Genomic DNA, 20324 nt, shown 5'->3' with positions numbered 1-20324 from the left:
ATCTCTTCCGGGCGATGCTTCTTGCTCGGCATTCCTTGTCTCCTTCGTAATCCAAAATATCATCAATTTTGGACCACTCAGAAGGGGGCAGATCAAATGATCCTACGCCCTCAACGCAGTTGAATAGCGGCAGAATTGGGTCTGTTGAGAAGTTCTTGCCATTCAGGGTCATCCAGCATGTGGAAGAAATCCATTGCAATCGGCCTGTTGCTGACGGGAGCCTCTACCTTCGCGGCTGCCAGCGACGCAGGAGAAGTATCTCAAGGTCGCGAACTGGCGGAGCGGCGATGCGCGAGTTGTCACGCCATCGGCGAAACCAATGCGAGTCCCAACGTGCTCGCGCCACCGTTTCGCAATCTCTACAGGCAATATCCGGTCGACGCTTTGCGGCCTGCGTTCCTGAAGGGTCTTGAGGTCGGTCACCGTGATATGCCGCGCTTTGTCCTGACGCCGCAGGAGGTGACGGACATCATCGCGTTCCTTCATGAGCTCAACCCATGCCGCAAACCTTCGTCGGATGACACGGCCATGGCGCGGTGTTTCGCGCCCATGGAATGATGGATAATCCGGAATTTGGAGAGAGCCGGTGCATCACCGACGCCCCCTCCTTAGCCAGATGGATGCTCTGCTTCTCCGCCGTCAACGCGACATCAGGACAGGCAGGCCGACGTCGTCGATCAGGTCGCGCGTGACGCCGCCCAGCAGAATATCGCGTACCCGCGAATGGGCAAAGGCGCCGATGGCGAGAACGTCCGCTCCAGTTTCGTTTGCAAAATCCTGGAGGGCCACGGAAACGCGCCGGCCGGTCGAACTCACCACATGAACGTCGACCTTGAAGCCGTGGCGGGCGAGGTGGCGGGCAATATCCGAGCCGGGAGCGGGACCGTGACCTTCGGCAGTCGGTTCCGGATCCACACAGACCACGTCGATGACGGCGCCCGGATCGGCAACATCGATAAGATCCCGGGCAGCGCGGCGCGCTTCGCTCGAGGCGTCCCATCCCAGAACGGCGCGGCCCACGCGTTCGAGCCTTGCCTCGTCCGGCAGGACCAGGACGGGTCCGCCCGATCCCGTCACGGCGGCCTGCAGGCTCCGGCGACGCAGTTTCTGGTTCTCGAAGGCCGAAGCACCGCCGATCAGCAGAAGATCGGCATAACGTCCTTCAACACGTGACACGCCGCCGAGATAGGCAAGGGCGTCCGCGACGGGACGGATCTCGACGGGGATCGGCGCGTCTTCCACGGCGGCCTTCACCGTTTCCGTGCGGCGCTTCGCTTCGTCATCGATGCGATCCAGGATCACCGGATAATAATCGAAGGGTGGCAACACAGCAGCATTGTCGAAAATGTCCATCATCAAGGATATTGCGAGATGCGCCTCCTGCGCGGCGGCGAACGCCGTGGCGCGCTCGATGAAGCCGCGGGCGGCCTCTCCATTGTCCACGATTGCGACGAGGTCTTTCAGCATGTTTTCCTCCTTCTCGGTTGATCAAGTTCCACTCGCTAGGGCCGGTGGATGTTATGTGCGCTGTATGATGAGGTAGCTGAGATAGGCGGCGTAAAAGCTGACGAAGAGGCCGCCCTCGAACCGCGAAATCTGGCGCCCGCTGACGAAAACCGGAATGCAGAACAGCGCAACGCCCAGCATGACCGGTATGTCGATGCGGATGAGATGACTGCTGACATCAACCCCATGGGCCGGGATGAGGCAGGTCACGCCCAGGATTATGAGAATGTTGTAGACGCTGCTTCCGATCAGGTTGCCGATCGCGATGTCGCGCTCGCCGCGGATCGTGGAGATGATCGTGGTCACGAGTTCGGGTGCTGAGGTGCCAATGGCAACGATGGTCAAGCCGATGAAGGCGTCCGACACATGCCAGAGACGTGCCAGGTCGACAGCACTTTCGACGAGCCAGTCGGCGCCGACAACGATGATGACGAGACCGACCGCGAGCATCAGCATCTCGGTCGCCGCCTGACGGTTGGCGAGGCGCCGGGGCCCGAACTCACGGGAGAACTCCAGCTTGACCTTGAGGCTCTCTCGCCGGGCTGCGCGGATGACCGCCAGCGTGAATGCCGCGCCCATGGTGACGAGCAGGAGGCCCTCCAACCGCGAGAGCGTGCCGTCCCAGGCGAAGGCGAGCAGCGTGGCGGCGGCAATGACAATCGCGGGGAGCTCCAGACGCAGGGTCTGCATTTGGATCGCCAGCGGCTGCAATGCGGCGCTGAGGCCAAGGATCAGGAGGATATTGACCGTGTTCGTGCCGGCGATGTTCCCGATCGCGAGCGAGCCGTTGCCTTGTATGGCGGCCTCGATGCCAACGGCCAGCTCCGGCGTGCTCGTTCCAAGCGCAACCACGGTAAGGCCAATCAGCAGGGGTGAAATGCCAAGGCGGGCTGCCAGTGCCGCGCCGCCTCTTACGAGCAGTTCGGCACCGGCGATCAACGCGGCAAGCCCGACACCAATCCAGACGATTGCATGAGCCATTGGCGGTTAGTCTACCTTGCGCCTGGTGGGATCGGGGACCAGAAGGACGTCGCCGGGCACGGCATCGATGATCTTGCGCGCCGTGCTGCCGATCAGGGTCTCATAGACCATGCCGCCGCCATGAGACCCCACCACGGTGAGATGGCGTCGCGAATTCTCGGCATAGTCCCGCAGCAGCCCCTCGGGCACGCCATGTTCGATCATGCGGCTGACCTTGCGCGCGGCGTCGGGCGCGATCCCGGCTTCGGCCAGGAACTTGTCGGCCGCGTCCTTGCCATATCCTTCGAACTGCTTCTCGACCTCGGCGCGACCAAGATAGCCGGCAAAAGGCACGTCATAGGCGTGAAAGAGCGAGATGCCTGCCTCCGGGAAGAGCCGGACGGCCGTCTCAAGCGCAACGCGGGAGGATGCCGAGAAATCGGTGGTTACGAGCATGGTGCGATAGGGCTCGAAAGCACGGTCGCGAACGATCAGGACCGGAACGGGAGATTTGCGGATCAGCCGGTCAACGGTGTCGCCGAGGAACATGCGCGCGAGCAGTTCGTCGCGGGCGACGCCGGTAACGATCAGATCCGCATGGGACGCCCGGGCAGCACCCAGGACCACCTCGGCCGGCGAGCCCGTCTCGACGTGAACCACGATGTCGACACCTGGATCCTCGCGGACCAGATCCCTGTAGATGCGGTCGCGCGCCTTTCGAACCGGATCGGGCGAGCGGCGCCAGGACGGTAGGTCGCGCAGGCTCCCGAACAGAGGAGAATCTTCAGGCGGAGCAAGCGCGTGAATGACGGTGAGTTCAGCCTGCCACGCCTTGGCGACCAGCAGGGCACGATCAAGCGCACGGTCGCAGCGATGACTGAGGTCGGTCGCCAAGGCGATGCGCCTGGGAAAAGTGCCTTGGGTCATATTTCGTTCTCCTAGTCGTTGAGTTCCTCGAACCAGCCCAGCCGCCGCATGACGTGCTTTTCGACCTCGAGCAGGAGCATGAGAGCCGCGCCGGCGACCACAAGCAATGCGAGGTCGGCGAAAGTGAGCGGTCGCGAGTGGAAGATCGCGTTCATGAACGGGGCGTAAGTGAAGAGCGCCTGGCCCAGGATGAGGACCGTGATCGCGATCAGCACGGCGGGGGTGCCTACGGTGCCGCGCCAGGTCAGGGACGTCATATGCAGATAGCGGACGTTAAAGAGATAGAAGATCTCCGCGACGATGAACATGTTGACGACCATCGTGCGCGCGACTTCAAGCCCGCGGCCCTGATCGAGCGTGTAGAAGAAGATGCCGAGCGTGACCGCGGCGAACAGCACCGACACCAGCACGACGCGCCAGAGGAGGAAGGGTGAAAGCAGGGGCGCGCCGCGCTCGCGCGGACGGCGCTGCATGGCGCCGGGCTCGGTGGGTTCGAAGGCGAGCACCAGACCAAGGGTCGCGGCGAGGATGAGATTGACCCACAGGATCTGGGTTGCCGACATCGGGAGGGCAAACCCCAGCAGGATGGCCAGGACGACGGCCAGTGTCTCGCCGCCGTTTGTGGGGATTTCCCAGGAAATGACTTTCCTGATGTTGTCATAGACGGTCCGGCCCTCGCGCACGGCGCTGACGATCGATGCGAAATTGTCGTCGAGGAGCACCATCGAGGCGGCCTCCTTCGACGCCTCGGTCCCCTTGATGCCCATCGCCACGCCGACATCGGCCTGCTTGAGCGATGGGGCGTCGTTGACGCCATCGCCGGTCATGGCCACGATATTGCCTTGGGCCTGCAGAGCGCGGACAATGCGCAGCTTGTGTTCCGGACTGGTCCGGGCGAAAACGGAAATCCGGTTGACGGCCTGCTCGAGTTCCTCGTCCGAGAGTTTCTCAAGGTCCAGGCCGGTCATCACCTGGGGGTCATCGGCAAGGTCGAGTTGACGCGCGATGGCAAGAGCCGTCGCGGCATGATCGCCGGTGATCATCTTGACGGCGATCCCGGCCGAGCGGCACTCCGCGATCGCCTCCCTGGCTTCGAGGCGCGGCGGGTCGATGAAGCCGACAAGGCCAAGCAACTCGACGCCCGCCATGACGTCCTCGAATGCGATGCGATGCGTACCCGCCGCCATGGCCTTGGCGCCGAACGCCAAGACGCGCTCGCCTTCGGACCCAGCCTGCGCGATGGCATTTTCCCAATAAGCGCTGTCGCCTGGCGAGGTCATCGCGAAGATAGCCTCCGGCGCGCCCTTGATGAACAGTGTCATCGCGCCGTCAGGTCCGCGACAGAGCGTCGCCATGAAGCGGTGCGCGGCATCGAATGGGATCTCGTCGATCCGTTCCCATTCCGAACGCTCCAGTTCCGGATCGACGCCTGCCTTCGCGGCCAGCGCGCACAGCGCGCCTTCCATGGGATCGCCCTCGACGCGCCATTCCTCTCCGACCTTGCGCAGCGACGCATCGTTGCACAGGAGACCGCAGCGGATCAGCGGCATCGAAGCGGCCATGGCCTCGGCCTGGTCGCCAGCGCCCACGACCTGGATATGGCCTTCCGGGACATAGCCTGAACCGCTGGCGAGCATGGTGCATCGCGCCGAAATGATCCGGCGGGCCGTCATCTCGTTGCGGGTCAGCGTACCGGTCTTGTCCGAGCAGATCACCGAAGTGGCGCCGAGCGTTTCAACCGCTGGCAGCTTGCGGATGACGGCGTTCCGGGCCGCCATCCGGCGCACGCCGATGGCCAGCGTGATGGTGATGACCGCGGGCAATCCTTCCGGCACGATGCCCACCGCCAGGGCGACGACGGCGATCAGGGCATCGACCCAGTCGTAGCTGCGCGCCAGGACAGCGAACGCAAACAGCGCCAGGCCCCCCGCGAGCACGAACCAGGTGAAGCGGCGGGCGAACTGGTCGATCTGCGTCAGGAGGGGCGTCGCCATCACCTCGACCGACTGGATCAGCGAGCTGATCCGTCCGATCTGCGTATGCGCGCCTGTCGCGACAGCGATACCGTTCGCTTGTCCCGCAGCGACCAGGGTGCCGGAGAAGGCCATGTTCTGCCGGTCCGCAAGAACCGTTTCCGCAGGCAGCACCGCCTCGTGCTTCTCGGCCGCGACCGACTCCCCGGTCAGCAGAGCCTCATCGATCAGGAGGCGGCGGGCGTGGAGCAACCGGAGATCGGCCGGGACGCGATCACCGGCTTCGATGAGAACGAGGTCGCCCGGGACAATTTCTGCGACCGGGATCGTCAGCCGGGCGCCATCCCGGATGACGCTCGCCTTTGGCGCGATCATCTGCTGGATCGCCTCAAGCGCCTGTTCGGCCTTCCCTTCCTGAATATAACCGATGATCGCATTCACGATGACGACGGCCACGATGACCGACGCATCGATCATATGGTCGAGCAATGCGGCCGCGAGCGCGCCGGCGAGCAGGACGTAGATCAGGGTATTGTTGAACTGGGCCAGAAAGCGCAGCAGCGGACTGCGCCGGGATGCCTTGGGTAGCGCATTGGGACCGAAACGGGCAACTTGCCGGTCGACCTCCCCATGGGAGAGGCCGGTGAGGTCTACATCAAGAACCCTGGCGATCTCGCTGCTCGATAATGCATGCCAGCGCATTTCTTCCAAATCGACAGGCGCCGACATCAAGCCTCCTTCAGACAGTTTGGGCCATGGGTATCTGGCACAGGGATGCGCGGCTCGGTCACCACTTTGTTGCGTTCCTGAGCTGCGCTCCGATGCCCTCCAGTTTGATAAATGCGGGGTCAACTAGCCGGACGGGCCGGGTGGACCGCAATCCGGTTATATCCGTAGAGACGCCGCTGCCGTCGACCGATAATAAACAATGCTGCCCATGCGCGCGCTGGAGCGGCGCGCCGAGGCAATCGAGGTTCACGGAACACAGCAGTTCTTCACATCTTTAACGGTCTCGCAGGAATCCGGGGCAGCCCCGCATTTGCGAGGATGACGCGCTATGCCGGACCCGCTAGGAACGATCACGATCGCATCTCGACACAGGAAGACGAAATCCATGAATAACACTGATCTTGCCGAAAAGATCGCCGCCGAACAGGGGATCACCAAGGCTGACGCGCGCAAGATTGTCGATGCGATATTCGCAGGGATTGGCGAGGCGGCGGCCAAGGGCGAGGAAATCGCGCTCAACGGGTTTGGCAAGTTCAAGGTCAAGGAAAGCCCGGCGCGGGAGGGCCGGAACCCGGCCACTGGCGAACCTATGACCATCAAGGCATCGCGAAAGATCAGCTTTTCGGCGGCCAAAGCCCTGAAAGACAAACTCAACCCGTAAGCGCCTTCGGCTATCGCTCTGCTTAGCCAAAGGCCAGTGAACCCTGGTGTTGTCGTGGAGGGGCTGCCTCGAAACGGCCTGCTTGGAGAAGCTTTCGAGCGATCGGTGAAAGCGTGTAGACCGCCTGGCGTTGACCGCCTCGATTGTGGTGATCGACGCGGTAGCCTTGATAGTGCCTGCTTAGGATACCTGCGCGAACAAGATCGGACACCGCGCGGCTCACATTCGTCTTGCCGGATGCGCGAACCCGCCTCCGGACCTCAGCATCGATTTCGCACTCAGCGTCGACGGGATTCTGGGGCAAGGTTCCCGCCTCCTCCATCTCCTGGCGAACACGGTTCGCCAGAGCCATCCTGCGCGGGTAGCTGCTGCCCATCGGCATGAGCGCGTCACACAACCACTCCCGGATAGGGATGGCGCGCCCTCCTTCGAAGACGAGCGGGCCGGCGTTGCCATTGGGTCCAGCGATCTTCGCAATCAGATCGAGGATCATGTAAGCGTAGCGAGGCCGCGAGGAGGTTTGCGAAAGCAGTTCGACAAGACCGGGCATATCGAGCGGCCTGGCATTACGATCGGATGTAAGACGGGTCTGGAGCATGTGAGAATCATGCACAGGCAGAACGAAAAGTGAATCCCTCCATTGGCTCCAGGTACCATTTGTCGGCTATGACACTTTGCCGATGGGTAAAGTGTCACAGATGCCCGTTTGCAGTCAGGATGAACTTGATTCATTCTCGGTGCTGGCGCGCCAGGACAACCCAGAGCGACGATCATCCTTGTCCAGAGGCCATAACAAAGCCTCCTCCCGGAGCCGCAGGAGCGGAACGCAGCCCCTAGTGTGCAAAAAGCAACGGGAGCGATGCGCCACTAATCAGATCACGGGTGACGCCGCCAAGGATCATTTCGCGCAAGCGCGAATGCCCGTAGGCACCGAGGGCGAGCATGGCCGCGCCGCTCCGCCGGGCGGCCGTCACGAGCGCGTCGCCATCCGCCTCATCGCCACCGCGAACCGGTACCACCCTCGATACAAAGCCGTGCCGGGCAAGGTGGCGGGCTATGTCGGCACCCGGCTCCGATCCATGCCCCTTCAAGGTTGGTTTTGCGTCGAGAACAAGGATATCAATGCTTGCTCCTGGAGACGCAAAGGTTGTCGCATCGCGAAGGGCATGCGTTGCTTCCCGAGTAGCATTCCAGCCGATCGCGAGATGTTCGATCGCTCTTGCCTTGTAGCCGCCTGGCAGGATCAGGACAGGGCGGCCCGATGAAAACAGAATACTCTCGGCGGTTTCGCGGCGGATCGGCGGGTGGTCATAGCTGTCGGCCGGCCCGATAAGAACAACGTCAGCATAGCGGGCATAGACCGCCGTCTTGACGAAGATCACCGATGGTTGGTCTGAAATCGTGCGTATCTCGACATTGGTGGAACGCGCGAGCGCGCCGATGCGCTCCTGCTTGGCCTCCACTGCTTCGGTGTAATCCTGCAGGAAGGCATAAGGCCGCACGATCGTGAAAGCGTAGTCAGCCGATGGAAGCGCCGAGAGAATGACCACGGACAGGCTGGCCTTGTGGAACTCCGCAAAGCCAAGAGCGTCTCGTAGGAACTGTTCGTCCTTGTCGCCGGTATCCACAACCGCGAGGACATCCTTGATGGCCATGCTTTCCTCCAAAGTGCGGGACGTTTCTACCCAGCGCCGCCGTTCGGTTCATTTGGGTGTTCTACGTAATCCTTTCGCATCGATGGCCGCGAACTGGCCTGCCAGCGCGTCGCCGAGTATCGAAGCGAGCGTGATCGCATTGCTCGAATGCGGGATGCTGTCGGTCGTCACCAAGCGGCAGCCGAGGCCCCGGAGCATTGCTTCGGCATCGGATGCGAAGAGGCCATGGACCGCGAGGCAAATCGGCGCGGGGAACCCCTGCTCATGGATCTCCCGCGCAGCGTTCGCAAGGGTATGGCCCGATGAGATGACATCATCGACGAGGATCGGCGTTCGTCCTTTCCAGGCCGAAAGGTTCGACGCCGCAATGAGGACATCGCGGTCGCCCCGGCGCGTCTTCGTAAACACCACATGCGGCGCGCCGATATGCCCGGCGATGGCGCCCGCCCATTGTTCGCTCTCGCTGTCGGGACCGATGATGAGCGGCGCCTCGACATGATCGCGAATCCATTCCGCCAGAAGCGGGGACGCGGCGAGCGCTTCGGTTTCGATCGAATAGACCTCCTGCAGATTGCCGTACCGGTGCAGATGCGGATCAACCGTGACGAGCCCGTCAAATTCGGCGGAGAGCAGTTGGGCAAACTGGCGCGAGGTAAGCGCTTCGCCATCATTGAACCGGCGATCCTGCCGCAGATAGGCAAGATAGGGCGCCACGAGGTGGACGGATCGCGCACCGTTCTCGCGCAGCAATCGCGCCGTGAAGAGCAACTGCAAAAACCGGTCATCGGGGTGTGCGAGCGTACACACCACCGCAACAGCGCGCCCCGCAACGGTTGAATGGAGACGAATATAGCTCTCACCATCCGGGAAACGGCGTAATTCAAGCTTCCCGACCGCGCTTCCGATACGCTCGGCGATCGCGTTGGTCATACGCTCGTTCCCGAGCATCGGAAACAGCATCATGGTCATGGGACGATCACGATCATATCCGGATTGGAAGCGGCGTAGGTCAGGGCGTAAGCCATTTCCCCCTGCGACTGCGCATGAAGGGTCAGCAGGGGTTGACCAGCGATGATATCGTCGCCGAGGCTGACATGCAGGCGCATCCCTGCCGCCGGCACGTCTGGAGCGCCGGCGAGCTTTGCCAGGCGGGCAATCCGGCGATTATCGATATGCGTAACCCGGCCACTGTGGGTTGCCGCGATCGGGTGTGTCAGCCTGGCCGTGGGCGGCGTTCGCATTCCGCCCTGAGCATCGCATATACGCTGGAATTTCTGCCAGGCGCTTCCATCAGCCAGGGTGCGTTCGGCGAGCGCCCTTCCCGTCCCTGCCGCAGCCGCCTCGCCGATTTCCAGGAGGACGCCCGCAAGGATGCAGGCGCGATCGCGCAGATCCATGGGTGCGTCCGGGTCTCCCGTCAGCACGGCGATGACTTCGCGCGCCTCGAGCGCGGGGCCGATCGCCCGGCCGACCGGCTGTGTGCCGTCGGTCTGGACGCAGTAGGTGACGATGCCGAAGCGCGCCGCAACGGCACTGAGCGTTGCCGCCAGCCGGTCCGCCGCGGCGGCGCTGCGAACTTTCGCGGTGGGCCCGACCGGAATGTCGAGAACGACATGGGTGGCTCCCGCCGCAATCTTCTTCGACAGAACCGATGCGATCAATTGTCCTTCGGTATCGATATCGAGCGCGCGCTCGACGCTGATGAAGATATCATCGGCAGGGCTCAGGCGGACCGCACCGCCCCAGGCGAGGCACCCGCCTTCGGAGGCTACCACGCGTTGCATGGCCTCGAGGTCAAGGTCGACCTGGGTGAGCGTCTCCATGGTATCGGCGGTACCGGCCGGGGAGGTAATCGCGCGCGACGATGTCTTGGGCATGGTGAGGCCGCAGACAGCCGCGATGGCGACAATGATCGGCGTCGTCCGGTTACCGGGCAGACCCCCAACGCTATGCTTGTCGACGACGATCTCGCTCGGCCAGCTGAGGCGGTCGCCGGCGTCGACCATGGCTTTAGTGAGGAAATAGGTTTCATCATCGTCGAGCGGGAGAGCAGCCGTCGCCGTCAGGAACGCGGCCAGATGCACATCGGTATAGCGCCCGGCAACGACGTCTTCGACAATATGGCTCAAGGCAGCGGCGTCCAGCCGATGCCCATAGATGCGCTGGCGAACGCAGGCAATCGATTCAAGTGGCGGTGCATGCCCGACTTGCAGGATGGCCCCCTCCTCGGCGCCGAGCGCCTTCCATGCCGCTTCGGAGAGACCGATTTCGTCGCCAGCGAGAAATTCGCCATCGACCTGATAAAGCGTTGCCGCAATCGGCTGGCTGCCGTTGCGGATATAGACTTGGGTATGCGCTGCCAGTCCTTCGGCATGGCAGACCGGGCTGTCGGTCCGCATCACAGCGACCAGCTCATGGTGCGTGTGTAAGTGAAGACGGCGCGCCCGGGCGAAGGACGGCTCGATCTGCCCTGATACGCCCAGGTCCTGTAGCGCGGACTGTGCGCCGATGAGGTCGCCGCGCTGATCCTCGATCACGCGGCGATGACCACCTTCAGGGCCTGGGAAGCGGCCGCATTCGAGAATGTCTCATAGGCGGCGAGGATGTCATCAAGCGCAAAGTGATGGGTAATGAGTTGTTCAGGCTGCAATCGCTTCGCTTCGACCGTCTTGAGAAGCATCGGCGTGCTGACGGTATCGACCAGACGCGTCGTGATCGTGATATTGTGCGACCAGAGCTTCTCAAGATGCAGATCGACTTTCGTGCCGTGCACCCCAACATTGGCGATCACCCCGCCCGGCGCGACGAGCTCCTCGCACAGACTGAAGGTCGCAGGCACGCCAACCGCCTCGATCGCCGCATCGACGCCCTTATCATCCGTCAGGTCGCGAACCAGGCGCACGACGGCATCGCGCGAGCTGTTGAACGTATGCGTGGCGCCGAACCGGCGCGCAACAGCAAGACGATTGTCGTCAAGATCGATCATGATGATGAGGGCCGGCGCATAGAACTGCGCGGTGAGCAGGGTCGCAAGACCGATCGGGCCGGCGCCCACGATCGCCACGCTGCTTCCCGGCGCGACCTTGCCGTTGAGGACGCCGCATTCATAGCCGGTGGGCAGGATATCACTGAGCATGACGAGCGCTTCCTCATCCGCTCCGGCGGGTACCGGATGGAGGCTGTTGTCGGCATGAGGGATGCGGACGAATTCAGCCTGCGTCCCATCGATGGTATTGCCCAAGGCCCATCCGCCGTCGGTGCAGTGCGAATACATGCCGCGACGGCAATATTCGCAACGCGCACAGGACGTGATGCAGGAAATGAGGACATGATCACCAGCCTTGAAGCTGCCGACCGCCGTACCGACTTCCTCGACGATCCCGACGCCCTCATGGCCAAGAACTCGGCCCGGTTCACAAGTGGGGACATCGCCCTTGAGGATATGCAGATCGGTGCCGCAAATCGTCGTTTTCGTTATCCGTACAATCGCGTCGGTCGGGGCCTGAATCTCGGGCCTGGGGCGTTCGTCGAGGCTTTTCCGACCAGGACCGTGATAAACCAGAGCTTTCATGACATCCTCCGTTCGCAATCATTTGGTCGCAGCCAGTCATCAATGCACGAAGACGATCGGTAATCGTTGGTGCGCGATCAGTTCACGGGTCACGCCGCCCAGGATGAATTCCAAGGCTCGCGAACGCCCATAACCCCCGATGACGAGCACGTCGGCGCGGCTCTCAAAGGCAAAAAGTTGCAGAGCAGCCGAGGTTCCATGCTCCGCTGAAGCAATCGCGTGAACGAGGGCATTATGGCCATGGCGGGTGATATGGCGGGCAATCCGCGTTCCCGGCGCGGGCTGACCGGATTTATCGCCGTCGAGCGAGTCTACCACGACGACGTCGACCGTCGCGCCGGGTTCGACCAGGTCGAGAACCGTCCGCGCAGCCCGAAAGGCTTCAAGCGACGCATTCCATCCAAGTGCGGCATGAGTGATGGGCGCCGGTCTCCAGGCCGCCGGCATCACCATTGTGGGCACGCCCGCGAACATGAGCGCCTCGGTGATGTGGCGACGCAGGCCATCGCTCTGCCAGCCCCCTGTTCCGGGGACGAGGACGATATCTGCATACTGCCCTTCCGCCTTGGCAAGCCCGGGGAGAAGGCCAGGCGCTTCGAACAGCGCATGGACCTCGACGTGAACCGGCGCGCCTGCGACACGCTCGCGAACCGCCGCGACATGCTCTTTGCGCTGGGCCTCCGACGCCTCCATCGCTTCGGCATATGCCATCGGATCGACTGCTGCCGCCCAGGCGAGATTTTCGGTCACGACGACGATCGCGAGCGTTGCGTCATAAAGACCCGCGTAAGCGACCGCCTGATCGACCCCAGTCAGCGATGCAGGTGTGCCATCGACGACGGCGAGTACGTCCTTGATCGATATGTTCTTGCTCATGACCGCATCATGGTTCCGAATGATCGGCCTCGCACTCCGTAACATTACCATGAGCCGCCGAGACGCCGAACAGGTCGTGAATCATGCGAACATCATTCCTGACGTTGATAATTTCCCGGCTCTCCGGGAAGGAGAACGGCCGCGCCGACCAGAGCCCCTGCGCGAAGGCGCTCAAGCGCAATGTTGGCGTCAGCAAGGCGGAAGGTTGTCGTGACCGTCCTGACCCGAGCCTCTTGTGCGACTTCGAAAAAGCTCGTCCCATCGTCGCGGGTGAGATTTGCAACCGAGGCGATCGTGCGTTCGCCCCAGAGATCGGCATAGGGGAATGCGGGGATGTCGCTCATGTGAATGCCGGCACAGATGACCCGCCCTCCCTTGCGGATAGCGCGAAGCGCGACAGGGACCAGCGCACCGACCGGCGCGAAGAGGATCGCGGCATCGAGTTCCACAGGGGCCGGCTCATCCGATGATCCGGCCCACGCGCAGCCAAGCGACCGCGCAAAGTCCTGGCCCTCGCGATCGTCCGCTTTGGTGAAGGCGTAAACCTCCCTGCCCTGCCAGATGGCGATCTGCGCGATGATATGCGCCGCGGCGCCAAAGCCGTAGAGTCCAAGACACCGCCCTTCGCCGGCGGCACGCAGCGAGCGCCAGCCGATCAGGCCAGCACACAGCAGCGGCGCCGCCTCTTCATCCGAATAGAGGTCGGGGATTCGGAAACAGAAATGAGCATCGGCGACAGCATGGGTCGCATAGCCGCCGTCGCGCGTGCATCCCGTAAAGCCGGGCATGTCGCACAGATTTTCACGGCCCGAGCGGCAATAGTCGCAACGCCCGCAGCTATGGCCCAACCATGGAACGCCGACCCGGTCGCCCGGCAGGAACCCGGTCACACCCTCCCCAATCGCGGCGACGATCCCGACAATCTCATGGCCCGGGATAATCGGAAGCTGGGCCGTTACTTCACCATCGACAATGTGAAGGTCAGTCCGGCACACACCGCAGGCGATCACCTTGATGAGCAGTTCCCCTGGTCCCGGATCTGGAATCGCGCGGGCGACAAGACGCAGCGGACCGCCCACCGCGCCGAGTTCCATCGCCCACATCTCCGTCATCGAAAGACGTCCTTTCGGGGATATAATTATCAGCCCATCATTGAAGCTGCTTCGAGACAATGACGAGGGTTGCGTCATCCGGATAGGCCTTCACCGTGAAGCCCGAGTCCCGTTCCACTTCAATCGCCTTCTGGTTCAGCCGGCTTTCGACTGCCTCCAGCGTGCGGCAGCCACGCGTCTTCGCATAGTCTGCGGCGAGGTTGAGAAGCGTCCAGCCTACGCCTTGATGCTTATAGTCCGCACGGACCGCGATCGCCACCTCGGCGCGTTCTCCCGATGGTTCGATTGCGATCATGGCCGATCCGACCAGCGTCCCGTTGTCCGCGAAGGCCAGGAAATCCTCAGTCTGCTTGTGGTCGACATCGATCATGGACGCGATCTGGTCGTCAGAGACCTTGAGCATTGCTGTGAGGAAACGGAAGCGGAGATCTTCCGGGGTAACCCTGTCGAAAAAATCTCGGAGCAAAGGCCCATCGTCGCGCGTAACCGGCCTTAAGGACAGGCTGAGACCCGATCGGGTCACCACCTCGGTGAAGGACGCTATATCGGACATATGATCACCTCATCTGCGATATTGGCCATGTCGAGAGGACGGTAAGTTGCCGGCACCACGGCGCGCGCCTTTTCACACGATCCCAAGGCGCCGTCAGCCGGAATGATGACTCCTCCGTCGACGATGCGGCAGGGAGGATAGCTGACCGTTGACCTCAGCGAGCCTAGGAAGTGTACGTAACCGAAATGGAAGTTCGCTGTTTGTGGTAAAGGGACAACGGTGATGCCCATCGACCGGGGCCCATCTTGCACCACTGCTCGGCTGCGCCCATCACGGGCACAGCCTGATCTGTCATTCATTCGTCCAGAAGGACACGGAGAATGTCGGCTCGGCTGATGAGGCCGACCAGCTTGCCGTTCGAAATCACCGGCAGTCGCTTGACCCCGTGTCGTTCCATCAAGCCGATCGCATCGGTGAGCGAAGCATCGCCGTCGACCGTCACGAGTTCGGTCGACATGAGATCTCCAACTCGCGTCGAATCCAGTGCATCCCTTCGGACCTCCGGCCCGGCATCGAACAACGAGTCCAGCCGAAACGAGTCCGTCGACTTCCGGAAGAAATCGCCTTCGGAAAGGATGCCATGAAGTTCGCCATCACCATCCACCACCGGCAAGCCGCTGATGTTGTGGTTGCCCATGCATCGGATTGCTTCCGCCAGGGAGCTTACCGGGGTGACGGTGGCCGCCCCGAGCGTCATGATGTCGCTGACTTTCATGCCTTGGTCCTTCCGCATTCCCTGTGGCTCAGGCGTTGGCTTCAGCGTTGTTTGCGACCGGCACGCCAGCAGCATTGGCGAAGGCCTGGAGCGGCGACAGGAAGAAGGCGCGCAAAGGCGCAAAGGCAACAGACAGCTGCGCCGTCTCGCTTTCCGGCGAGAAGAGGTCCCCGGCGGTTTCCTGCCATTCTTCGAACGCCGCCTTTGTGTCGGCGATGAGGGCCTGACGGTTCTGCTCCACCTCCTGGGCCACTTCGGAAAGCTTGCCCGGCTCGAGGAAGGCGCCCAGCGCATGGGCCCCGATCGCGGCCTGCCGCGCGCCGGTGGTGCGCGCGATATCAAAGAACTTCAGCGCGAGTTGGCGGTTGGCGCCGGCGACCGCCAAGACCTGATCGAGTGGAAATGCCATCGTTGGATCCCTTCCATGATGATATCCGCAAGACGAGCCTGTCACCGGGCCGCAACCATCGGTTGCAATCATGTGAAGGTTCTTTCCCGCGGAAACACAGGTCCTGTACCCTGATTGGCGCCATGAAGAGAATGGGGATGTATACGTATCGGTCGGCCGCTGCCGATCGGATAGGGGCGGCAGACGCTAAAGCATGACCCACGCGCGGCAGGTTGATGATGAATAACATAGAGCATGTTGCCACCGACCCTCTCGACGGTATCAGCCAGACCCTCGATCGCGCGGCGGCTGCTGGCATCGCGCACCTGACGCACGGGCTGTCGCCGGTGACGATGATGCTCGCGGCAACGGACTGGATGCTGCACCTCGCCAGCGCGCCCGGCAAGCAATTGCAATTGGGCGCCAAGGCCTTGAGAAAATGCTGGCGTTTGTCCGATTATATCGGACGAAGCCTCAGCAATCCCGATGCCACCCCCGCGATCGAGCCTCTGCCGCAGGATCGCCGGTTCATCGATCCGGCATGGAAGGAGCCGCCCTTCAACCTGATCGTCCAGGCTTTCTTGCTGAACCAGCAATGGTGGCACGCCGCGACCACCGGGATCGGCGGGGTAAGCAGGCACCATGAGGAGATCGTCGAGTTCGCGGCCCGCCAAATCCTCGATGTCTTTGCGCCGGCCAATTTCCTTGCGACCAATCCGGTCCTGCAACGCAAGATCGTCGAAACCGGCGGGCGGTGCGTCGTCGATGGCTTCCATAACCTCATGGAGGACATGCAGCGCCTGGCGCGCGGCGAGCCGCCCGTGGGCGCGGAGGCCTTTCCCGTCGGCGAGAAGGTGGCGACGGCCAGGGGGAAGGTTGTCTATCGCAACGCGCTCATCGAACTCATCCAGTATGAGCCCACGACGGAGACCGTGCGCCCCGAACCGGTCCTGATCGTCCCTGCCTGGATCATGAAATATTATATCCTCGACCTCTCGCCGGAAAATTCACTCGTACGCTGGCTGACGGATCAGGGCTTCACCGTGTTCATGATCTCCTGGCACAACCCCGGCAAACAGGACCGCGGCCTCGATCTTGAGGACTATCGCCAGCTGGGTCCGATGGCCGCGCTGGACGTCATCGACACGATCGTGGGCGGTCAGAAGGTGCATGCCGCCGGTTACTGCCTTGGCGGCACGCTGTTGTCGATCGCCGCGGCGGCGATGGCGCGAGACGGTGACGAGCGGCTCGCCAGCGTCACCCTGCTGGCGGCCCAAACCGAGTTCAGCGAGCCGGGTGAGCTTGGTCTGTTTATCGACGAAGCCCAGCTCAACGTGCTCGACAACATGATGTGGGGCCGCGGCTATCTCGACGGCGCGCAGATGGGCGGTGCATTCCAGATTCTGCGGTCGAACGATCTCGTCTGGTCGCGCGTGCTCGGCACCTATCTCATGGGCGAACGCGAGCCGATGAGCGATCTCATGGCCTGGAACACGGACGCAACGCGCATGCCCTATCGCATGCACAGCGAATATCTGAACCGCCTGTTCCTGAACGACGATCTGGCCGAAGGAAAATACAAGGTCGATGACCGCACGATCACGCTGTCGGCGATCGATACGCCGATGTTCGTGGTCGGCACCGAGCGCGACCATGTCGCCCCGTGGCGTTCGGTCCACAAGATCCACCTGCTGACCAGTGCGGAGATCACCTTCGTGCTCACCAGCGGCGGGCATAATGCGGGGATCGTTTCCGAACCGGGTCACAAGGGCCGCTCCTATCGGGTAATGACGCGCGAGGCGTGCGGACCATCCTATGACCCCGAGGCCTGGCTGGAACGGGCGGAAGGCAAGGCGGGGTCCTGGTGGACCGAGTGGGGCGCATGGCTCACGGCGCGCTCGGGAGCGCTGAGCGCGCCTCCGGCCATGGGCGCGCCCGACAAGGGCTTCACGCCCCTTGGCGACGCGCCCGGCCGATATGTCCTGGAGAAATAAGCGAATGACCGACGAGACGTTTATCGAGAACCGGACGTTCGACGAGATCCGGATCGGCGACACGGCAAGCGTGTCCCGCACCCTGTCGGAGAAGGACATCCAACTATTCGCGCTCGTCTCCGGTGATGTGAACCCTGCGCATCTCGATGCCAACTTTGCGCAGACGGATTTCTTTCAGCGGATCATCGCCCATGGCATGTGGGGCGGGGGGCTCATCTCGGCGGTGCTCGGGACCGAGCTGCCCGGACCGGGAACGATCTATCTCGGGCAATCGCTGCGCTTCACGCGCCCGGTGGACATAGGCGACGTCATCACGGCATCCGTCACGGTGACGGAAAAGAAGCCCGAGGGCTGCATCCTCATCCTCGACTGCCGCTGTGTGAACCAGAACGGCGAGACCGTTATCGCCGGGCAGGCCGAGGTCCGCGCGCCAAGCGAAAAAGTGCGCCGCCCGCGCCTGACGCTCCCCGACGTTCGTGTCGCCACGCATGATGGATACCGGCGTTTGATCGAGCAGACGCAGGATGGAGAACCCATCGCCACCGCAGTCGCGCACCCGTGCAGCGCGGCGGCGCTCGCGGCGGCGGTGGATGCCGCGGAAACACGGCTGATCGTACCGATTCTCGTCGGCCCGGAAAAACGGATCCGCGCCGCTGCCGAGGAAGCGGGGAAGGACATTTCCGGCTACCGCCTTGTGCCTGCCGATCACAGCCACGATGCGGCCGCGAAGGCCGTGGCGCTCGTGCGCAGCGGCGAGGCGAAACTGCTGATGAAAGGCTCGCTGCATACCGACGAGCTTATGGGCGCAGTCATATCGGCCGCAACTGGCCTCAGGACCGAGCGGCGCATCAGCCATGCCTATGTGATGGATGTGCCGGGACATCCGACGCCGCTCATCATCACCGATGCGGCGATCAACATAGCGCCGTCTCTCAAGGAAAAAGCCGACATCATTCGCAACGCGATCGACCTCGCCCATGTCATAGGCATCGCGGCGCCCAAGGTCGCCATTCTTTCCGCTGTCGAAACGGTGAACCCCGACCTGCCCTCGACGCTCGATGCGGCAGCCCTGTGCAAGATGGCCGACCGGGGCCAGATCAGCGGCGGCATTCTCGACGGCCCCCTCGCCTTCGACAATGCGATCAGCGAGGCGGCGGCGCGGGAAAAGGGCATCGTCTCGCCAGTCGCCGGAAAGGCGGAAATCCTGGTCGTTCCCAACCTGGAGGCTGGCAATATGCTCGCCAAGCAGCTTACCTTTCTGGGCGGCGCCGACGCCGCAGGCGTGGTCCTTGGCGCGCGGGTGCCCATCATCCTCACCAGCCGCGCGGACAGCGAGCGGACACGCCTAGCATCCTGCGCCATTGCGGCGCTGCTTGCGCGCGCCGCCCCGAAAGCCGCGCCCGGGCTCCCGCAGGCTTCCGTATGAAGGCGATCGTCAGCCTCAATTCGGGTTCGTCGAGCATCAAGTTTGCGTTCTTCACCCTGGACGGCGCGGGCCATCCGGAGCGTTCGGCAGGCGGCAAGATCGAGAAGATCGGGATCGCGCCGTCACTGGTCGCGCGCCGGGTCGACGGCACTGTCCTTGTCGAGCGCACATGGGAACAGGGAGCTGACCTGACGCATGCCGAACTCCTCAAGGATCTGTTCGACTGGGCCATAGAGCATCTCGAAGGCCGGGAAGTGATCGCGATCGGGCACCGCGTCGTGCATGGCGGGATGCGTTTCGCCGCGCCGCGCCGCGTCGACGCCGCCCTCCTCACCGAGCTTGACGCGCTCTGCCCGCTCGCGCCGCTCCATCAGCCGCACAATCTGGCCGCGATCCGCGCCATTGCGGCCCTGGCGCCGGATCTTCCCCAGATCGCCTGCTTCGATACCGCCTTTCACCACGACAAGCCCGAGGTCGCCGCGCGGCTCGCGCTCCCCCGCGCGCTGCATGAGCAGGGAATCCGTCGCTATGGATTTCATGGGCTGTCCTACGAATATATCGCCGGGCAGTTGCGAACCATCGACGGGGAGCTTGCCGGCGGGCGGGTGATCGCGGCGCATCTCGGCAATGGCGCGAGCCTGTGCGCAATGCGGGACGGCAAGAGTGTCGACACCACCATGGGCTTCACGGCGCTCGATGGCCTGATGATGGGCACGCGTTGCGGAACGCTCGACCCCGGAGTCGTGCTCCACCTCCAGACGCAAATGGGCCTGAGCCCGGCCGGGATAGACGATCTGCTTTATCGCAAATCCGGCCTGCTTGGCGTGTCAGGCATATCCAGCGACATGCGGATACTGACGGCTGACCCGAGCAGGCAATCCCAGGAAGCCGTCGAACTTTTCATCTGGCGGGCTGTCCGTGAATTCGGCGCGCTCACCGCATCGCTCGGCGGCGTTGACGGCATCGTCTTCACGGCCGGGATCGGCGAGAACCACGCGGAAATCCGCCGGCGTATTTGCGAGCGGTTCGACTGGCTGGGACTGTCGATCGACGACGATGCGAATGCCGCCAATGCCCTTTGCATCTCGGGCGGGGACAGCCGCGTCAAAGTCCTCGTCATTCCGACCGACGAGGAGCGGATGATTGCCGATCATACGCTTGCCGTTCTGCGGTCGGGATCATGATCCGGGCATTGCCGGTGTTGATCACCGCATCTCGCCACCCTCGCCGTCCGTTCTGCGTGGCCAGTTCTATCGCCCCTCGTCACCACCCTCTGAC

Annotated in this window: 19 protein-coding genes; 5 read left to right on the top strand and 14 right to left on the bottom strand. The window is 63.0% G+C overall.

Annotated elements, in window-relative coordinates; genetic code table 11:
* Positions 1–177 precede the first annotated feature (177 nt).
* Positions 178–558, top strand: coding sequence for a c-type cytochrome (locus tag CHB74_RS20145; RefSeq protein ID WP_089221281.1), 381 nt, complete (start codon positions 178–180; stop codon positions 556–558).
* A gap of 81 nt (positions 559–639) precedes the next feature.
* On the opposite strand, the gene CHB74_RS20140 is transcribed toward CHB74_RS20145, so the two are convergent.
* Genes CHB74_RS20140 through CHB74_RS20125 form a run of 4 tightly spaced genes read right to left on the bottom strand, consistent with a single transcriptional unit; the run spans position 640 to position 6095 of the window.
* A complete protein-coding gene (locus CHB74_RS20140) occupies positions 640–1467 on the bottom strand; it encodes a universal stress protein (RefSeq protein ID WP_089221280.1) in 828 nt (275 codons plus the stop codon).
* Positions 1468–1518: 51 nt separating this feature from the next.
* Entirely contained in the window at positions 1519–2487 is a 969-nt protein-coding gene (locus tag CHB74_RS20135) for a calcium/sodium antiporter (RefSeq protein WP_089221279.1), read from the bottom strand.
* 6 nt (positions 2488–2493) lie between these two features.
* The gene (locus tag CHB74_RS20130; protein WP_089221278.1) at positions 2494–3393 is read right to left on the bottom strand and encodes a universal stress protein; all 900 of its coding nucleotides are present in this window, start codon (positions 3391–3393) and stop codon (positions 2494–2496) included.
* A gap of 11 nt (positions 3394–3404) precedes the next feature.
* A complete protein-coding gene (locus tag CHB74_RS20125; RefSeq protein WP_089221277.1) occupies positions 3405–6095 on the bottom strand; it encodes an HAD-IC family P-type ATPase in 2691 nt (896 codons plus the stop codon).
* A 328-nt stretch (positions 6096–6423) separates the two neighbouring features.
* Here CHB74_RS20125 and CHB74_RS20120 point away from each other — a divergent pair, with 328 nt between their 5' ends.
* Positions 6424–6756, top strand: coding sequence for an HU family DNA-binding protein (locus CHB74_RS20120; RefSeq protein ID WP_179220945.1), 333 nt, complete (start codon positions 6424–6426; stop codon positions 6754–6756).
* 22 nt (positions 6757–6778) lie between these two features.
* Here CHB74_RS20120 and CHB74_RS20115 read toward each other — a convergent pair whose 3' ends face one another.
* From CHB74_RS20115 to CHB74_RS22155, 10 genes are all read right to left on the bottom strand, one after another.
* The gene (locus CHB74_RS20115) at positions 6779–7249 is read right to left on the bottom strand and encodes a replication-relaxation family protein (protein ID WP_306999242.1); all 471 of its coding nucleotides are present in this window, start codon (positions 7247–7249) and stop codon (positions 6779–6781) included.
* A gap of 340 nt (positions 7250–7589) precedes the next feature.
* Positions 7590–8411, bottom strand: a complete 822-nt coding sequence (locus tag CHB74_RS20110; protein ID WP_089221275.1) for a universal stress protein — start codon at positions 8409–8411, stop codon at positions 7590–7592.
* Positions 8412–8459: 48 nt separating this feature from the next.
* Positions 8460–9380 (bottom strand): ribose-phosphate pyrophosphokinase, encoded by a 921-nt coding sequence (locus CHB74_RS20105; protein WP_089221274.1) that lies wholly within the window; start codon positions 9378–9380, stop codon positions 8460–8462.
* Positions 9377–10894, bottom strand: a complete 1518-nt coding sequence (locus CHB74_RS20100) for a thymidine phosphorylase family protein (protein WP_089221283.1) — start codon at positions 10892–10894, stop codon at positions 9377–9379. The genes CHB74_RS20105 and CHB74_RS20100 overlap by 4 nt, the downstream gene beginning before the upstream one ends.
* Before the next feature lie 50 nt (positions 10895–10944).
* On the bottom strand, positions 10945–11982 hold the full coding sequence (locus CHB74_RS20095; RefSeq protein ID WP_089221273.1) for a zinc-dependent alcohol dehydrogenase family protein: 1038 nt from the start codon (positions 11980–11982) through the stop codon (positions 10945–10947).
* Positions 11983–12021: 39 nt separating this feature from the next.
* Entirely contained in the window at positions 12022–12858 is an 837-nt protein-coding gene (locus CHB74_RS20090) for a universal stress protein (RefSeq protein ID WP_179220943.1), read from the bottom strand.
* Positions 12859–12950: 92 nt separating this feature from the next.
* Entirely contained in the window at positions 12951–13952 is a 1002-nt protein-coding gene (locus CHB74_RS20085; protein WP_245843082.1) for a zinc-dependent alcohol dehydrogenase family protein, read from the bottom strand.
* 55 nt (positions 13953–14007) lie between these two features.
* Positions 14008–14523 (bottom strand): GNAT family N-acetyltransferase, encoded by a 516-nt coding sequence (locus tag CHB74_RS20080; protein ID WP_089221270.1) that lies wholly within the window; start codon positions 14521–14523, stop codon positions 14008–14010.
* Between the two features lie 295 nt (positions 14524–14818).
* Positions 14819–15238, bottom strand: coding sequence for a CBS domain-containing protein (locus CHB74_RS22160; protein ID WP_179220942.1), 420 nt, complete (start codon positions 15236–15238; stop codon positions 14819–14821).
* A gap of 28 nt (positions 15239–15266) precedes the next feature.
* Positions 15267–15647, bottom strand: a complete 381-nt coding sequence (locus CHB74_RS22155) for a hypothetical protein (protein ID WP_179220941.1) — start codon at positions 15645–15647, stop codon at positions 15267–15269.
* Between the two features lie 215 nt (positions 15648–15862).
* Here CHB74_RS22155 and CHB74_RS20070 point away from each other — a divergent pair, with 215 nt between their 5' ends.
* The 3 genes from CHB74_RS20070 to CHB74_RS20060 are packed head-to-tail and all read left to right on the top strand — an operon-like array spanning position 15863 to position 20230.
* Positions 15863–17620: a PHA/PHB synthase family protein gene (locus tag CHB74_RS20070; RefSeq protein WP_179220940.1), complete on the top strand. Its 1758-nt coding sequence runs from the start codon at positions 15863–15865 to the stop codon at positions 17618–17620.
* Between the two features lie 4 nt (positions 17621–17624).
* Positions 17625–19046, top strand: a complete 1422-nt coding sequence (locus CHB74_RS20065) for a bifunctional enoyl-CoA hydratase/phosphate acetyltransferase (RefSeq protein ID WP_089221268.1) — start codon at positions 17625–17627, stop codon at positions 19044–19046.
* On the top strand, positions 19043–20230 hold the full coding sequence (locus CHB74_RS20060) for an acetate/propionate family kinase (protein WP_089221267.1): 1188 nt from the start codon (positions 19043–19045) through the stop codon (positions 20228–20230). Before CHB74_RS20065 ends, CHB74_RS20060 begins: the two co-directional genes overlap by 4 nt.
* Positions 20231–20324: the final 94 nt, after the last annotated feature.

This window comes from Edaphosphingomonas laterariae, assembly GCF_900188165.1.
Classification (GTDB): Bacteria; Pseudomonadota; Alphaproteobacteria; order Sphingomonadales; family Sphingomonadaceae; genus Sphingomonas_E; species Sphingomonas_E laterariae.
Note: the sequence above shows the minus strand (reverse complement) of the source record. Positions and strands in the feature narration are given on the sequence as shown.

What these genes read in the sequence shown, in the direction of transcription:
- CHB74_RS20145 (WP_089221281.1), top strand. Translation starts at nt 178, where the DNA reads ATGTGGAAGAAATCCATTGCAATCGGCCTGTTGCTGACGGGAGCCTCT.
- CHB74_RS20140 (WP_089221280.1), bottom strand. Translation starts at nt 1,467, where the DNA reads ATGCTGAAAGACCTCGTCGCAATCGTGGACAATGGAGAGGCCGCCCGC.
- CHB74_RS20135 (WP_089221279.1), bottom strand. Translation starts at nt 2,487, where the DNA reads ATGGCTCATGCAATCGTCTGGATTGGTGTCGGGCTTGCCGCGTTGATC.
- CHB74_RS20130 (WP_089221278.1), bottom strand. Translation starts at nt 3,393, where the DNA reads ATGACCCAAGGCACTTTTCCCAGGCGCATCGCCTTGGCGACCGACCTC.
- CHB74_RS20125 (WP_089221277.1), bottom strand. Translation starts at nt 6,095, where the DNA reads ATGTCGGCGCCTGTCGATTTGGAAGAAATGCGCTGGCATGCATTATCG.
- CHB74_RS20120 (WP_179220945.1), top strand. Translation starts at nt 6,424, where the DNA reads ATGCCGGACCCGCTAGGAACGATCACGATCGCATCTCGACACAGGAAG.
- CHB74_RS20115 (WP_306999242.1), bottom strand. Translation starts at nt 7,249, where the DNA reads ATGATCCTCGATCTGATTGCGAAGATCGCTGGACCCAATGGCAACGCC.
- CHB74_RS20110 (WP_089221275.1), bottom strand. Translation starts at nt 8,411, where the DNA reads ATGGCCATCAAGGATGTCCTCGCGGTTGTGGATACCGGCGACAAGGAC.
- CHB74_RS20105 (WP_089221274.1), bottom strand. Translation starts at nt 9,380, where the DNA reads ATGACCATGATGCTGTTTCCGATGCTCGGGAACGAGCGTATGACCAAC.
- CHB74_RS20095 (WP_089221273.1), bottom strand. Translation starts at nt 11,982, where the DNA reads ATGAAAGCTCTGGTTTATCACGGTCCTGGTCGGAAAAGCCTCGACGAA.
- CHB74_RS20090 (WP_179220943.1), bottom strand. Translation starts at nt 12,858, where the DNA reads ATGAGCAAGAACATATCGATCAAGGACGTACTCGCCGTCGTCGATGGC.
- CHB74_RS20085 (WP_245843082.1), bottom strand. Translation starts at nt 13,952, where the DNA reads ATGGAACTCGGCGCGGTGGGCGGTCCGCTGCGTCTTGTCGCCCGCGCG.
- CHB74_RS20080 (WP_089221270.1), bottom strand. Translation starts at nt 14,523, where the DNA reads ATGTCCGATATAGCGTCCTTCACCGAGGTGGTGACCCGATCGGGTCTC.
- CHB74_RS22160 (WP_179220942.1), bottom strand. Translation starts at nt 15,238, where the DNA reads ATGAAAGTCAGCGACATCATGACGCTCGGGGCGGCCACCGTCACCCCG.
- CHB74_RS22155 (WP_179220941.1), bottom strand. Translation starts at nt 15,647, where the DNA reads ATGGCATTTCCACTCGATCAGGTCTTGGCGGTCGCCGGCGCCAACCGC.
- CHB74_RS20070 (WP_179220940.1), top strand. Translation starts at nt 15,863, where the DNA reads ATGATGAATAACATAGAGCATGTTGCCACCGACCCTCTCGACGGTATC.
- CHB74_RS20065 (WP_089221268.1), top strand. Translation starts at nt 17,625, where the DNA reads ATGACCGACGAGACGTTTATCGAGAACCGGACGTTCGACGAGATCCGG.
- CHB74_RS20060 (WP_089221267.1), top strand. Translation starts at nt 19,043, where the DNA reads ATGAAGGCGATCGTCAGCCTCAATTCGGGTTCGTCGAGCATCAAGTTT.